This window comes from Methylobacterium sp. Gmos3 (genome assembly GCF_056430985.1).
In genome coordinates, this window is sequence record NZ_JBWJYL010000014.1 from 1 (window position 1) to 13,262 (window position 13,262).

The 13,262-nt window shown below is 67.9% G+C and carries 14 protein-coding genes; 5 read left to right on the forward strand and 9 right to left on the reverse strand.

The genetic code is table 11. The features are described from left to right. Positions 1–579 precede the first annotated feature (579 nt). The gene (locus tag ACS5Q7_RS22855) at positions 580–2,595 is read left to right on the forward strand and encodes a M23 family metallopeptidase (RefSeq protein ID WP_478341562.1); all 2,016 of its coding nucleotides are present in this window, start codon (positions 580–582) and stop codon (positions 2,593–2,595) included. A gap of 6 nt (positions 2,596–2,601) precedes the next feature. Here ACS5Q7_RS22855 and gluQRS read toward each other — a convergent pair whose 3' ends face one another. Both gluQRS and ACS5Q7_RS22865 read right to left on the reverse strand, forming a co-directional pair. Beyond that, positions 2,602–3,456, reverse strand: coding sequence for a tRNA glutamyl-Q(34) synthetase GluQRS (gluQRS, locus tag ACS5Q7_RS22860; RefSeq protein ID WP_478341563.1), 855 nt, complete (start codon positions 3,454–3,456; stop codon positions 2,602–2,604). Continuing rightward, positions 3,453–3,725, reverse strand: a complete 273-nt coding sequence (locus tag ACS5Q7_RS22865; RefSeq protein WP_478341564.1) for a hypothetical protein — start codon at positions 3,723–3,725, stop codon at positions 3,453–3,455. The genes gluQRS and ACS5Q7_RS22865 overlap by 4 nt, the downstream gene beginning before the upstream one ends. 373 nt (positions 3,726–4,098) lie before the next feature. On the opposite strand from ACS5Q7_RS22865, the gene ACS5Q7_RS22870 reads away from it, so the two are divergent. The 3 genes from ACS5Q7_RS22870 (at position 4,099) to ACS5Q7_RS22880 (ending at position 7,548) form a co-directional block, all read left to right on the forward strand. After that, positions 4,099–4,599, forward strand: coding sequence for a Ros/MucR family transcriptional regulator (locus ACS5Q7_RS22870; protein ID WP_478341565.1), 501 nt, complete (start codon positions 4,099–4,101; stop codon positions 4,597–4,599). A gap of 119 nt (positions 4,600–4,718) precedes the next feature. Continuing rightward, positions 4,719–6,161, forward strand: a complete 1,443-nt coding sequence (locus tag ACS5Q7_RS22875) for a Do family serine endopeptidase (RefSeq protein ID WP_478341566.1) — start codon at positions 4,719–4,721, stop codon at positions 6,159–6,161. Positions 6,162–6,213: 52 nt separating this feature from the next. Then, positions 6,214–7,548, forward strand: a complete 1,335-nt coding sequence (locus tag ACS5Q7_RS22880; protein ID WP_478341567.1) for a replication-associated recombination protein A — start codon at positions 6,214–6,216, stop codon at positions 7,546–7,548. 12 nt (positions 7,549–7,560) lie between these two features. On the opposite strand, the gene ACS5Q7_RS22885 is transcribed toward ACS5Q7_RS22880, so the two are convergent. The 7 genes from ACS5Q7_RS22885 to ACS5Q7_RS22915 all read right to left on the reverse strand — a co-directional run bounded on the left by ACS5Q7_RS22885 (position 7,561) and on the right by ACS5Q7_RS22915 (position 12,952). Next, positions 7,561–8,148: a PadR family transcriptional regulator gene (locus tag ACS5Q7_RS22885; RefSeq protein WP_478341568.1), complete on the reverse strand. Its 588-nt coding sequence runs from the start codon at positions 8,146–8,148 to the stop codon at positions 7,561–7,563. A 74-nt stretch (positions 8,149–8,222) separates the two neighbouring features. Then, positions 8,223–8,360, reverse strand: a complete 138-nt coding sequence (locus ACS5Q7_RS22890) for a hypothetical protein (RefSeq protein WP_478341569.1) — start codon at positions 8,358–8,360, stop codon at positions 8,223–8,225. 65 nt (positions 8,361–8,425) lie between these two features. Then, the gene (gene trmFO, locus ACS5Q7_RS22895) at positions 8,426–9,844 is read right to left on the reverse strand and encodes a methylenetetrahydrofolate--tRNA-(uracil(54)-C(5))-methyltransferase (FADH(2)-oxidizing) TrmFO (RefSeq protein WP_478341570.1); all 1,419 of its coding nucleotides are present in this window, start codon (positions 9,842–9,844) and stop codon (positions 8,426–8,428) included. A gap of 82 nt (positions 9,845–9,926) precedes the next feature. Continuing rightward, positions 9,927–10,073: a DUF1127 domain-containing protein gene (locus ACS5Q7_RS22900; protein ID WP_478341571.1), complete on the reverse strand. Its 147-nt coding sequence runs from the start codon at positions 10,071–10,073 to the stop codon at positions 9,927–9,929. A gap of 270 nt (positions 10,074–10,343) precedes the next feature. Further along, a complete protein-coding gene (locus tag ACS5Q7_RS22905) occupies positions 10,344–10,625 on the reverse strand; it encodes a GCG_CRPN prefix-to-repeats domain-containing protein (protein ID WP_478341572.1) in 282 nt (93 codons plus the stop codon). A 138-nt stretch (positions 10,626–10,763) separates the two neighbouring features. Beyond that, positions 10,764–11,732, reverse strand: a complete 969-nt coding sequence (locus ACS5Q7_RS22910) for a S1C family serine protease (protein ID WP_478341573.1) — start codon at positions 11,730–11,732, stop codon at positions 10,764–10,766. Positions 11,733–11,950: 218 nt separating this feature from the next. Then, the gene (locus ACS5Q7_RS22915) at positions 11,951–12,952 is read right to left on the reverse strand and encodes a transporter family protein (protein ID WP_478341574.1); all 1,002 of its coding nucleotides are present in this window, start codon (positions 12,950–12,952) and stop codon (positions 11,951–11,953) included. On the opposite strand from ACS5Q7_RS22915, the gene ACS5Q7_RS22920 reads away from it, so the two are divergent. Beyond that, positions 12,912–13,226: a hypothetical protein gene (locus ACS5Q7_RS22920; RefSeq protein WP_478341619.1), complete on the forward strand. Its 315-nt coding sequence runs from the start codon at positions 12,912–12,914 to the stop codon at positions 13,224–13,226. The two genes, ACS5Q7_RS22915 and ACS5Q7_RS22920, sit on opposite strands and share 41 nt — an antisense overlap. The last annotated feature ends 36 nt before the right edge of the window (positions 13,227–13,262 follow it).

Below are 13,262 nucleotides of genomic sequence, written 5' to 3' on the forward strand. Positions count from 1 at the left end.
CAGCTGATCACGTATAAATCTCAGACGGAGCCTCACATCGAACGCAATCGCTTCACAGCGAAAGGTCCGGTGAGCTCAAAAGGAGATCCAACAGATCAGCGTCTCGTCTCTCACGATCCAGCATTACGCCAGATCCGCAAGGACAACCGAAAACGCCGTCCGCGTCTCCCTTCCTCAATATCACAATGTCAAAGAGCAGGATCGCCGGCTTGGCCGGACGACCTCACACCTAAAGGACAAAAACAGCAGTGCGTCCGGCGTTCGCCGGCCAACTCTGCCGCGATGTTCAGAAGGTGCGTCGTCAACCGGTCCGCTTCCGCGGCCGGCGCCGATGAGCAGGGGTATACGGACCGCTCCCCCGCCCGTCAATCGCAAAAATCGCCGGACCCGAAAAAATCTCGCCCTTCCTTGGAACCGGCGTGCATTTGGTGGGAGACGATACGCGCGGCCTGCGCCTCAATCTCGACAACCTGTCCTCCGACATGGTTCCTCTATCGAGGGCTACCCGCCGGCCAATGCCGGCCGCCATCCCAGACCGCCGCGACCGCGCCGACGGTGAACGTTCTGCAGGACCAGCGAGTGAAGCGCGAGCGATACAGGATCGACGGCGCGCTGCCCGTCGCACAGGGCGGCCCGGCCCCCCTCGATCTGTTCGGATCCGAGGCGACGCAGGTCGACCGGCGCACGGTGAACCTGCGCTGGCTCTGCGCCAGCTCTCTCACCGGCCTCACCGGGGCGGCATTGATCGCCGCCGCGCTCCACGTCTCCATACAGGGCGATCTGTCCTACGCGGCGATTCCCGACCAGCCGAGCGTCTTGCCGCGCCTTCAGCCGAACGAGGGCAGCGCCAACGTCGCGCACAAGGGCGACCGGCTGGTGCGCAACCCGATGGTGGCCTCCGCGCGTCAGAGCTTCCGCGCCCCGGTGACGGTGCGGCTCGGCGACCGCGAGATTATCAAGGCCAAGCCCTTCGTGCGGATCACGACGCCGCTCTCTCTAACAGTGGGCACCTACGCGTCCGACCTGCCGCGATTCGACCCGATGAAGTTCTCCTCGGACGAGCCCCAGGAACGCGCCGCCGACGCCGGCAACGACTCGCCCGGCGCGGAGGTGACCGTGGTGAAGCGCGACCTCGTCGGACTCGCGGTCGATCCCGCCGCGCCGGCCCTCAGCGATGACGACGTGATCGCGCAGGTCGAGGAGGAGCGTCGCCTCGCGGCAGAAGCCGGACGGCGCACGACCATTCCGATCGCGCCGCAGATCATGCTGTCTCGCACCTTGCAGCAGGCGGCCGGTGCCCTCGACGGAGCGCCCAAGGAGAACAATCCGTTCAAGGCGATCGAAGTGCTCGTCGTCCCCGAGAACGTCTCCAAGCTCGCGAAGACGGACCTGAAACCCAACGAACCGCCCCTGGTCGAGGAACGCGATCTCGCCCTGGCCAAGGGCGAGACGCTCGAAGCGACCCTCAAGAACACGGGCTTCGCCAATGACGAGCAGATCCGGGGGATCGTCGCGGCGCTCGGCGGAAAGACGAAGACGGCCGCCCTGTCCGAAGGCCAGCAGATGCGCGTGCAGATCGCGCCCGGCGCCAACCCGAGCAATGCGCGGCAGGTGACCCGCGTGGTGCTCTACGGCGAAACCGGCATCGAGGGCATCGCCGCGATCAACGACCGCGGCACCTTCGTCTCCGTCGCCCCCCCGACCGAGGACTTGACCGGGCAGAAGCCTCAGCCCCAGGCCGAGGCGACCGACGAGGAGGACGAGGATTCGGGCTCCGGGCCGCGCCTCTACCAGAGCTTGTACGAGACGGCGGGCCGGCACGACATTCCGCGCACCACCGTCGAGGATATCGTGCGGGTCTTCAGCTACGACCTCGATTTCCAGCGACGCGTCCAGAGCGGCGACGGGCTCGACGTCTTCTATACCTACGACGAGGAGAACTCCGGCGCCGACCGGCCGGACCTGCTCTATGCTGCGCTCACGCTGGGCGGCGAAACGCGCAAGGTGTTCCGCTTCCAATCGCCCGATGACGGCTCGATCGACTATCTCGACGAGCAGGGCCGGTCGTTGAAGAAGTTCCTCCTGCGCAAGCCCATCGCGGACGGCATCATGCGCTCGGGCTTCGGCTATCGCCGCCACCCCGTCCTCGGCTACGCCAAGCTGCATACCGGTGTCGACTGGTCCAACCCGATCGGCACGCCGATCATGGCCGCCGGCAACGGCCTCGTGATCCGTGCCGAGATGACCTCCGGCTACGGACGGCGCGTCGAGTTGCAGCACATCAACGGCTACGTCACGACCTACAATCACATGTCGCGGTTCGGTCGCGGCATCACCGAAGGCGTGCGCGTCCGCCAGGGCCAGATCATCGGCTATGTCGGCTCGACCGGCCTCTCGACGGGCGCCCACCTCCATTACGAAGTGATCATCAACGGCCATTTCGTGGATCCGATGAAGATCCGAGTGCCGCGCGGGCGCGAACTGGATGGCCGGCTCCTCGCCGACTTCCGCCGCCAGCGCGAGCAAATCGAGGCGACGATGCAGAAGGCCAAGAGCGCCACGGCGCTGGCCCAGCGCGACGCGGCGATCCGGTAAGGCGCCTCAGGCGAAGCCGAGCCGCGCGCGGATTTCCTCCGCGCTCACCCCGGCCTCGCGCAGCGATGCGAGGCTCGGCGACCCCCGCGACTTGGCGAGCTTGCGCCCCTCCTCATCCTGGATCAGCGCGTGATGCCGATAGTGCGGGGTCGGTAAGCCGAGCAGCCGTTGCAGCAGGACATGAAGCGCCGTCGCCGCTTCCAGATCCGCGCCACGCACCACGTGGGTGATGCCCTCCAGCGCATCGTCGTGCACGACGGCGAGGTGGTAGCTCGTCGGCACGTCGCGACGGGCGATCACGGCGTCGCCCCAGGGTGAAGGATCGGCCGGCAGCCAGCGCTCGCCGCTTTCATCGAACGTCACGAAGCCGAGGGGGCCTTCCTTCGATGCGGAGGGGAGGCTGCGCGAAAGGGCGAGCCGCCACGTATGCGGTTCACCGGCCTCGCATCGGGCGGAGGCCTCCCTCGGGTGCAGGTCGCGACACGTGCCGGGATAGAGCGGTGCGCCGTCCGGATCGGAGGCCACGGCGCGCGCACGGATGTCGCTCCGCGAGCAAAAGCAGGGATAGGCCCAGCCCGCCGCAATGAGTCGATCCCGCGCTGAACGAAATTCGCTCATATGCGCCGATTGGCGACGCACCGGCTCGGGATAAGAGAGACCGAGCCACGCGAGATCGGCCAGGATCGCCTCGGTGAATGCGGGCTTCGAGCGCGCCGGGTCGATATCCTCGATGCGCAACCGGCAGATCCCACCGAGATCGGTCGCGATCTTTTCATTGAGCAGGGCCGAATAGGCGTGGCCGAGATGCAGCCGACCGTTCGGGCTCGGCGCGAATCGCAGAACCGGCGACGCCGTGCTCACCCGTCGTTGCGGATCAGGCACCGCTCGACACCGGGCTCGCAGGCGATGCCCGGCAGGGAGCAGGCCACATTGTCCGGCCAGCGCTTGCAGACCTGGCAGCCGTCCGTCCATTCGACGCAGGTCGGATCGTCCGCCACCTTGCGCGGGCCGGAGCCGTGACCGCCCGGTGCCAGGGCACCGACCAGCACGGTCATGAGCGTCACGGCGACGATGCCGACGAGGGCGAGGCGCTCGCCCGATGAAAGCGAAGGGTGGGGCTTCTGCGACATGCCGCCTTGTTCGCGTGGGTTGGTCCGTCCTGTCAACGCGATCACGGCTTCGGCACCGCAAAGCACGACAACCTAGCAATTTGTAAAACTTTTTTCGGCCATTGGTACATAACGGCTCACGAAAGCAAGCTAGCATTCAATTCAAATGCTATATCATCTGTGCTGTTTTAGCATTACCGAAAAAACAACATGATACCATCGATCCAATACGCAGATCAGGGCATGTCTCGCGCCGAAGTGACATCCAAGACGTCAAATTTTTGAGTTGCAACGTCGAAATAGCGCGACTGTGAATTGTGCTAATCGCTTGAGCGCGGTATACGCTCATCCATGGAGCTTTTCAGGTCATTCTCCCGCAACATGGATTGGGTCGATGTCTTCTACGTTCGATGATCGCCTTCTGTCGCTGACCGCTGAAGTCGTCACGGCTTATGTCAGCAACAACCACATTCAGCCTTCGGACCTTCCCGAGGTGCTGACCAACGTTTACAGGGTGATGTGGGACATCGAGAGCAAGCGGCGGCCGATCGAGCTTCCGCCGAGGCTGACTCAACAGGAGATCGAGCGGTCGATCACGAAGGACTTCCTGATCTCGTTCGAGGACGGCAAGCCCTACAAGACCCTGCGCCGCCACCTCGCGATGCACGGTCTGACCCCCGACGAATACCGCGCCAAGTGGGGCCTCGACGCCAGCTATCCGATGACCTCGCCCTCGTATTCCGAGCGTCGCTCGGAGCTCGCCCGGGCCCTCGGCCTCGGCAAGATGCACCGCGTGCCCTCGGCGCAGCGCGGCGCGCAGGCGGCGGTGGCGCAGGCCATCGCGGCCCAGGCCGTTGCCGGCTCCCGCGCCAAGCGCAAGGTCGCCGCTGAGTGAGGGAAAGACGGGCGCTTCGGCGAAGGTGTCGCGCGCCTGCCTTAATCGGCTCCGATAGGCTCCATGCAAAGGCTCCCGCTCGGTTCGGCCGGCGGGGGCGCCCGCATTCGGAGCCCTGTATGACGACCCGCCTGCCCCTCGCCGTGCTCTTCGCCGTGATCCTCGGCGGCACCGCCTCCGCGCAGATGGCGCGGACCGAGCCGCAGGACAGCGCGGGCAAACAGGTGCCGCTGAGCCGGGGCGAAGTGCAATTGTCCTTCGCGCCGGTGGTAAAGCGGGCGGCCCCCTCGGTGGTGAACGTCTACGCCTCGCACGTCGACAAGCGCTCCAACGCGCGCACCAGCGCGATGGAAGAGTTCATGCGCCGCTTCTTCGGCGAACCGGATGGCGGGCGCGGCCCCCGGGGCGACCGGGCGCAGAAATCCCTCGGCTCGGGCGTGCTGGTGGACGGCTCGGGGCTCGTCATCACCAACGCCCACGTCATCGACAACATGAACGAGGTGCGCGTCGCCCTGTCCGACAGGCGGGAGTTCGAGGCGTCCATCGTCCTGCGCGACAGCCGCACCGACCTCGCGGTCCTGCGCATCAAGGAGCCGCCGGGCGGCCTGAATCCGATGCCGTTCGGCGATGCCGACAAGCTCGAGGTCGGCGACTTCGTGATGGCGATCGGTAATCCCTTCGGCGTCGGCCAGACGGTGACGCAGGGCATCGTCTCGGCGCTGGCGCGCACGCAGGTCGGCTCGGCCGACTACCAGTACTTCATCCAGACCGATGCCGCGATCAATCCGGGCAATTCCGGTGGCGCGCTCGTCAACCTCCAGGGCCAATTGGTCGGCATCAATACGGCGATCTACTCGCAATCCGGCGGAAGCCACGGGATCGGGTTCGCCATCCCCGTCAGCATGGTCAAGGCCGTGGTCATGGCCGCCAAGGACGGGCTGACGGTGGTGCACCGGCCCTGGCTCGGCGCGCGGATCCAGAGCGTCTCGCCCGACATCGCCGACAGCATGGGCCTCGACCATCCGACCGGCGTGCTGGTGGCGAGCCTCCAGCCCAAGAGCCCGGCGGAGGAGGCGGGGTTGAAGCGCGGCGACCTGATCCTCTCGGTGGATGGCCAGGTGGTCGATGACCCCGAGGCGTTCGGCTACCGTTACGCCTTGAAGGGAATCACCGGCCAGACGAAGCTCGGCATCCTGCGTGGCACGACCCGCCAGACGGTGAACGTGAAGCTTACCCCGGCGCCGGAAACGCGCCCGCGCGATTCGCTGAAGGTGCGCACCCGCTCGCCCTTCCTCGGGGCGAGCTTCGTGAACACCTCGCCCGCCGTCGCGGAAGACCTTCAGGTCGATTTCACGGTCGACGGCGTCGCCGTCGAATCCGTCGACGAGGGCTCCTTCGCCGCCCGCGCCGGGCTTCAGAAGGGCGACGTGGTGGTCGCGGTGAACGGCATGCCGATCGCCACGACCAAGGATCTCGACCGGGTCACCCGCGCCATGCCGGGCTCCTGGGAGATCGTCATCAACCGCAACGGCGAGGTGATGACCTCGATCTTCAGCGGTTGAGGATTCCCGGCGGGCGCTTGCATCGGCCGGGGCGGGCGGTGTTGATGCCGGGATGCCAGATCTGTTCGGATCCTCCGAGCCCGCCCCCGCCGAGCTTGCTCACGACAGCGGGACCAACCGACCTCTCGCCGACAGGCTGCGACCGCGCTCCCTCGACGAGGTCGTCGGCCAGGAGCACCTGACCGGGGAGGGCGGCGCGCTCACCCGCCTGCTGCGCGGGCGCAACCTCGGTTCGCTGATCTTCTGGGGGCCGCCGGGCACGGGCAAGACCACGGTGGCGCGGCTTCTCGCCTCCGCCACCGACCTGCATTTCGAGCAGATCTCGGCGATCTTCTCGGGCGTGCCGGACCTGCGCAAGGTGTTCGAGGCCGCCCGCAAGCGGCGGGCGCAGGGACAGGCGACCCTGCTCTTCGTGGATGAGATCCACCGCTTCAACCGCGCCCAGCTCGATGCCTTCCTGCCGGTGATGGAGGACGGCACCGTCACGCTGATCGGCGCCACCACCGAGAACCCGTCCTTCGAGTTGAACGCGGCGCTCCTCTCCCGCGCCCGCGTCCTGCTGTTCCGCGCCCTCGATCCGGGGGCGATCGCGAGGCTGCTGGCACGGGCCGAAGACCTGACGGGACAAGCCCTGCCGCTGACGGAGGAGGCGAGGGGGGTTCTCGTCCGCATGGCGGATGGCGATGGCCGCGCGGCGCTGACATTGGCCGAGGAGGTCTGGCGCTCGGCGGCGCCGGGCGAGACCTTCGACGCCGAAGCGCTGCAGCGGATCGTGCAGCGGCGCGCGCCGGTCTACGACAAGGCGCAGGAAGGGCACTACAACCTGATTTCCGCGCTCCACAAGACGGTGCGCGGTTCGGACCCCGATGCGGCCCTCTACTACCTGTGCCGGATGCTCGACGCGGGCGAGGACCGGCTGTTCATCGCCCGGCGGCTCGTGCGCATGGCGGTGGAGGATATCGGCCTCGCCGACCCGCAGGCCCTGGTGATCGCCAACGCGGCCAAGGACGCGTTCGACTTTCTCGGCAGCCCCGAGGGCGAGCTGGCCCTGGCCCAGGCGGCGATCTATCTCGCCTGCGCGCCGAAATCGAACGCGGTCTACACGGCCTATAAGGCGGCGACGCGCCTCGCGACGGAGGCCGGTTCCCTGCCGCCGCCGCGGGTGATCCTCAACGCGCCGACCAAGCTGATGAAGAAGGTCGGCTACGGCGAGGGCTACCGCTACGACCACGACGAGCCCGACGCCTTCTCGGGCCAGGATTACTGGCCCGAGGCGCTCGGCCGGCAGCATCTCTACGCGCCGACCGAGCGGGGCTACGAGACCCGCCTCGCCGACCGCCTCGCCCGCTGGGAGGAGATGCGCCGGGCGAGGCGCGAGGAAGGCTAGGGCCGCGACGGGTCAGGCGCGCTCGATGGCCAGCGTCGCCTCTTCCAGCGCCTTGGTGATCGCCGCCGCCTGATCGTCGTCGAGGGGACCGCGCGACAGGCGCATGTGCAGGGCGAATTTCAGCCCTTCCTTGGCGCGCATCACCGAGGGGGGCGGGCCGTCGCCCTTGGCGGCGAGCGCCTCCTCCATCCGCGCCAGGATCGCGTCCACCGCGTGGCGGTTGGCGGACAGGTGCGCCTCGCCCTCCGGCGTGATCGTGTGCAGGCGCTTGGTGCCTTCGCCCTGGCTGACCGTGACGAGGCCCATCTCCTCCAGCAGGGTCAGGGTCGGGTAGACCGTGCCGGGGCTCGGGCTGTAGGCGCCGCCGACCCGCTCCTCGATGGCCTTGATGATCTCGTAGCCGTGCCGGGGCTTCTCCGCGATCAGGTGCAGGATCACGAGGCGCAGATCGCCATGGGCGAAGAACCGGGCGAGGTCGCCCCGCCCGCCACGGCCATGCCGCCCGCCGGGGCCGCGCCCGAAATGACCGCCCGGCCCGTGATCGGGACCACGGCCGTGACGGCTGTGAGAGAGAACGCGTTCGTCGAAATAGGGATGCATGGTTGTCGACTCAGTTTCGATGTATCTAAATTTGAGATATATCGAAACCGTATCGAGCGCAAGGGACGATCGGTTCAGTCGCGTTCGGAGAGGGAGGCGAAGGCGGCGGCGAGGGCGTCGGCCTGTGCTTCGCTGAGATCGCTGATGCAGAGATGGTCGCCGACGAAGAGCGTCCACACACCGTCGTAGGTCGCTACCTTGCGGATCCGCATGGTCGGAACTCCGGCTCTGGCCGGAGAAACAACGCGGAGCAGGACCCCGCGTTGCAACGCGCTCGCTACTCGGCCGCCGCCTGGACCGGCAGGCCACCGGCCATCCAGGCGGCGAGGTCGTCCCGTGCCCGGTCGGTGAGGGCGCGCTTCTTCAGGACGGCCTTCTCCGGCCCGCGCAGGCGGCGCCCGGCCTCGCCGCGCGGCATCCGCTCGAGGGGCGGAAACAGACCGAAATTGACGTTCATCGGCTGGAACGAGCGCGGCCCGCCGCCCCCCTCCTCGGCGGACACGTGCCCGCCGGTGATGTGGGCGATGAGCGCGCCCAGTGCCGTGGTCTGCGGCAGGGGAGCGAGCGGCGCGCTCGCCGCGTCGGCCACGGCAAAGCGCCCGGCCATCAGGCCCACGGCGGCGCTCTCGACATAGCCCTCGCAGCCGGTGATCTGACCGGCGAAGCGCAAGGCGGGCCGTGCCTTCAGGCGCAGGGTCGCGTCGAGGAGGCGCGGGCTGTCGAGATAGGTGTTGCGGTGCAGGCCGCCGAGCCGGGCGAACTCGGCCTTCTCCAGGCCGGGAATGGTGCGGAAGATCCGCACCTGCTCGGAATAGGTCAGCTTCGTCTGGAAGCCGACCATGTTGTACAGCGTGCCCAGCGCGTTGTCCTGCCGGAGCTGGACGATGGCACAGGGCTTCCGGTCCGGGGCGCGGGGATTGGTGAGGCCGACCGGCTTCATCGGCCCGTGGCGCAGGGTCTCGGGGCCACGCTCCGCCATCACCTCGATGGGCAGGCACCCGTCGAAATAGGGCGTGCCCTCCCATTGCTTGAAGCCGATCTTTTCGCCGCCGATCAGGGCCGCGATGAAGGCGTCGTACTGCTCCCGGTCCATCGGGCAGTTGAGATAGTCGGCGCCGGTGCCCCCCGGCCCCGGCTTGTCGTAGCGCGACTGGAACCACGCGACGTCCATGTCGATGGACTCGCGGTGGACGATGGGCGCGATGGCGTCGAAGAAGGCCAGCGACTCGGCACCCGTGAGGGCGCGGATGCCTTCGGCGAGATCGGGGGCGGTGAGGGGGCCGGTCGCGACGATGCACGGACCCCATTCCTCCGGCGGAAGTCCGGCGACCTCCTCGCGCACCACGGTGACGTTGGGGTGGTCCTCCAGCGCGGCCGTGACGGCGGCGGAGAAGCCCTCGCGGTCCACTGCGAGCGCCCCGCCCGCCGGAACCTGATGCGCGTCGGCCGCCCGCATGATCAGCGAGCCGAGGCTGCGCATCTCCTGATGCAGCAGGCCGACGGCGTTGCCGTGCGCGTCGTCCGAGCGGAAGGAGTTAGAGCAGACGAGCTCCGCCAACCCCTCGCCCTGATGCGCCTCCGTGCGGCGCACGGGCCGCATCTCGTGGATCACGGCGTGGTGGCCGGCTTCGGCGACCTGCCAGGCGGCTTCGGACCCGGCGAGCCCGCCGCCGACGATATGGATGGTGTGCGTCATGCCCGAAAATAACGGAGGGCCGCCCCCCGGATCAACAGGGGACGGCCCTTTGCCTCGTCAAGCGGGCCTGAGCCCGGCGCGATCAGGAGCGAGCGATGCCCGGGATGTCGGTGCGGGTGATGCCGAGGTCGGCAAGGTCGCGATCCGACAGGCGCGAGAGCTGGGACACCGTATCGCGATAGCGGAGGTAGGCGCGGACACGGGACAGAACGCTGCGAGCGGCAGACATGGTACTCTTGGCCTCTTATGAGGCAGGCGATGCCGAACGGAGTGGCATCCCTGCCTGTTGTTGGTGCAATGCACATATAGTCCCGTTGCGCTGCATCGTCAGAGCTAAGGTCAAGCATCTGCCCTGCATCTGAGGCATGGCCAGCTTAAGAACTGGGCAACCATACCGGGTGTTCATTCTGTGGGCGCATGCGTCGGCCTGCCCCGGACATGCGAAAGGCGCCCCGCCGGCCAGCGGGACGCCTTTCACTATTCGCAACTGCGAAGCGGCTCAGTAGAACGGGCGGGCCCCGTAATAGCCGTAGGGCCGGTAGATCGGCCGGGGCCGGGCATAGCCATAGCCGTAGACCGGAACCGGGCGTCTCCAATAGGGGCGCGGGCCGTAACCCCAGTTCGGGCGGCAGACGCCCCAGGGGTTCGGGTGGAAGCCGGGGCCGCAGCCGCCGGCGGCCTGAGCCGAGCCCGCGAAGCCGAGACCGCCGGCCACCAGGGCGGCGGCGAGCAGGACCGGCTTGACGACAGCTTTGCTGCGAATGGCGCTCACGATTGCCATGAGAGAATCTCCATCGTCTCCCGACGCCCAGGCGCCGGTTCGAGGGGGAGAATCGGCCCGGCGACCTGAACGGACCCTGAGATTACGGTTGTAGAATTTGCAGGGTCGAGGCGTTTTCGCGGCAGAGTTGCGATGCCCTCAATGGACCGAGGGCGTCCGCAGGAAGGCGTGACGATCCCCCGAGACGATGTTGAGCAGGACCGTCCGCCCGTCCCGCCGAATCGTCAGCGGGATCCGCGCCCCGGCCTCGCCCAGCGCCCAGATCGAGCGGAACATGGCGGCGAGGTCCGAGATCGGCTCGCCCGCCACTGCCGTGACCACGTCGCCGCCCTGCAAGCCCGCGCCCTCGGCGGGCCCGCCATCGGCGAGGCCCATGATGACGATGCCGTCCTCGCTCTCGGTGGCATAGAGGCCGAGCCAGGGGCGGGGCGCCCCGTCGACGCGGCCGCGCATGCGGAGATCGTCGAGGATCGGCGGCAGCAGATCGATGGGCACGACCATGTTGATCGCGCGGCCCGCCGCGCTGCCACCTTGCTGCAATTGCAGCGAGCCGATGCCGAGGAGGTCGCCCTTCGGCCCGATCAGCGCCGTGCCTCCCCAATGGGGGTGCGAGGGCGCGGTGAACAGCGCCTCGTCGAGGACGTATTCCCAGTAGCCCGCGAATTCCTGGCGGGCGATCACCTCGACGGCGACACAATGAGAGCGCCCGCCCCCGCCCGCCAGCACCGCCCGGTCGCCGATCTTGAGGGAGGCCGAGCGGCCGAGACGCAGGACGGGGGTGCCGAGGTCGCCCAGGGCCTGGACAAGGCCGAAGCCCGTCGCCGCATCGAAGCCGAGGACATGGCCCGGCACGGACCGGCCCTCGCGGGTGGTCAGCCACACGCTCTCTGCCTCCATGACGAGATAGCCGACGGTGAGGACGAGCCCGTCCTCACCGATCACCACGGCGTTGCCCGCGCGCTCGGTGCCCAGCGTCTCCGCGGTGAAGCCGTCCTCCGGCACCCGGCTCGACAGGGACACCACGGCGCCGATGGCACGGTCGAGGTCGTAGGTGTAATCGGCGGCCTTCGGCTGAACCTGAACCGGGATCTTGCGTTCGCCCTGCATGGTCGGCGTCCCTTGGCCTCGCACAGCCGGCGGGCGCCGTATCGGCCACCCGCGTGATTCCTGAAGGATATCTAACTAGGCGATCCGAAGCCGCCCGACACCCGGTGCGGCGGCAGGTCTGGGTCGCCGAAACGACGAACGCCCGGCCTCCATGAGGAGACCGGGCGTCTGCGAGAGCGGAGGATGCGGCGCGCGGAGCGCCGCAACCGGGACCGATCTCAGTACTTGCGGACGAGCGGGGCCGGGACCGGCGAAGCGGCGGCCGGGCTGTACAGCGGGATGATGAAGCGGATCCAGCCGTCGGTCGAGTAGTCGGAGCGGCCGGCGCGGAACGCGGTGGCCGTACCGGGGATCGTGGCGCCGGTCACGACGTCGCGGGCGACGTAGGCCTGGACCTTGAACACCTTGAAGTCGTAGCCGACGAGACCGCCGAGGGCGAAGCGGCCGCGGTTGCCGGCCGCCGCGCTGAACGGGCTGATGTCGAAGTTGTAGGTGCCGTAACCGACGGCGCCGATCTCGAAGTTGCCGAAGGTCTTCGTGGCCGTGAGGTCGAAGTTCAGGGCGTCCGAGAGGCGGATCGGGCCGATGGCGGCGCCGACCGGACCACCGAAGCGGCCGGGCGAGTCGTAGATGTTGGCCGTCAGGTTGGCGGTGATGTTCCAGCCGTCACCCGTGTAGCTGCCGGCGACGCCGAAGCGGTAGGTGTTGGAGGAGAGCTGCGGCAGGATCGGGGTGCCGATCGGACGGCCGGCAGCGTTGAACTGGCCAGCGTAGAGCGAGCCACGGTCACCATCGAGCTCGTTCAGGTAGACACCGCCGAGCAAGCTGACGCCGAAGTTGCCGCCGAGGTCGAACGCCCAGATGCCGCCGATGAACGTACCGACGTTGATCGAGATGTCCTTGTTGGCCTGGCCAGCCGGGTTGCGGGTGAAGGCGAACACGGTCGGGGGAGCCACGAGGAGCTCGATGCGGCCGCCGAACGGAACCAGCGGGGTCGACCACACGAGGACCGGGATGTTGACGGCCGTATCGGCGTCGTTCCGGCCGTCGGTGCGGCGGTAGGTGAAGGTGTTGATCGCGTACACGCCCTCGGGAAGCGGCGCGCCGACCGCGAGGCCGACCTGCTCACCCGGAACGGTGGTGCTCTGCGCGTGAGCGATCGTAGACGTCATTCCGACCGTGAGCGCGACCGCGCCGGCCGCGAGCCAGTTCTTCATCATTATATCGGTCCTTCCCAAGGTCTCTGGCTTCCGTCCCGCTTTCGGCATTACCGTGCCGGTCGTCTCCGCCTATGCGGTCGCCGTTCGTTTCAATGCCGAGCGCCCCCACGGAGCCGCCCCGTCTCAACGTCTGGGACTATTCTACAAAGGACCTCGGAAAGACAGAGCAATGCTTGCCGGTTTGGCACGTCGAGCCGAACCGTTGCGCAAAAGTCGCATTTTTGCCGCGTTGCAACACATGGTCAAAACGGCGCGTTCGGAAAAATATCGTTGAATGGTCAAGCTGTTGTCCCGGTCCGAGACGGGACGA

Excerpts from the sequence above, each read along its gene's own strand:
- ACS5Q7_RS22865 (WP_478341564.1), bottom strand. The coding sequence starts at position 3,725 with ATGTCGCAGAAGCCCCACCCTTCGCTTTCATCGGGCGAGCGCCTCGCC.
- ACS5Q7_RS22870 (WP_478341565.1), top strand. The coding sequence starts at position 4,099 with ATGTCTTCTACGTTCGATGATCGCCTTCTGTCGCTGACCGCTGAAGTC.
- ACS5Q7_RS22875 (WP_478341566.1), top strand. The coding sequence starts at position 4,719 with ATGACGACCCGCCTGCCCCTCGCCGTGCTCTTCGCCGTGATCCTCGGC.
- ACS5Q7_RS22880 (WP_478341567.1), top strand. The coding sequence starts at position 6,214 with ATGCCAGATCTGTTCGGATCCTCCGAGCCCGCCCCCGCCGAGCTTGCT.
- ACS5Q7_RS22885 (WP_478341568.1), bottom strand. The coding sequence starts at position 8,148 with ATGCATCCCTATTTCGACGAACGCGTTCTCTCTCACAGCCGTCACGGC.
- ACS5Q7_RS22890 (WP_478341569.1), bottom strand. The coding sequence starts at position 8,360 with ATGCGGATCCGCAAGGTAGCGACCTACGACGGTGTGTGGACGCTCTTC.
- trmFO (WP_478341570.1), bottom strand. The coding sequence starts at position 9,844 with ATGACGCACACCATCCATATCGTCGGCGGCGGGCTCGCCGGGTCCGAA.
- ACS5Q7_RS22900 (WP_478341571.1), bottom strand. The coding sequence starts at position 10,073 with ATGTCTGCCGCTCGCAGCGTTCTGTCCCGTGTCCGCGCCTACCTCCGC.
- ACS5Q7_RS22905 (WP_478341572.1), bottom strand. The coding sequence starts at position 10,625 with ATGGCAATCGTGAGCGCCATTCGCAGCAAAGCTGTCGTCAAGCCGGTC.
- ACS5Q7_RS22910 (WP_478341573.1), bottom strand. The coding sequence starts at position 11,732 with ATGCAGGGCGAACGCAAGATCCCGGTTCAGGTTCAGCCGAAGGCCGCC.
- ACS5Q7_RS22915 (WP_478341574.1), bottom strand. The coding sequence starts at position 12,952 with ATGATGAAGAACTGGCTCGCGGCCGGCGCGGTCGCGCTCACGGTCGGA.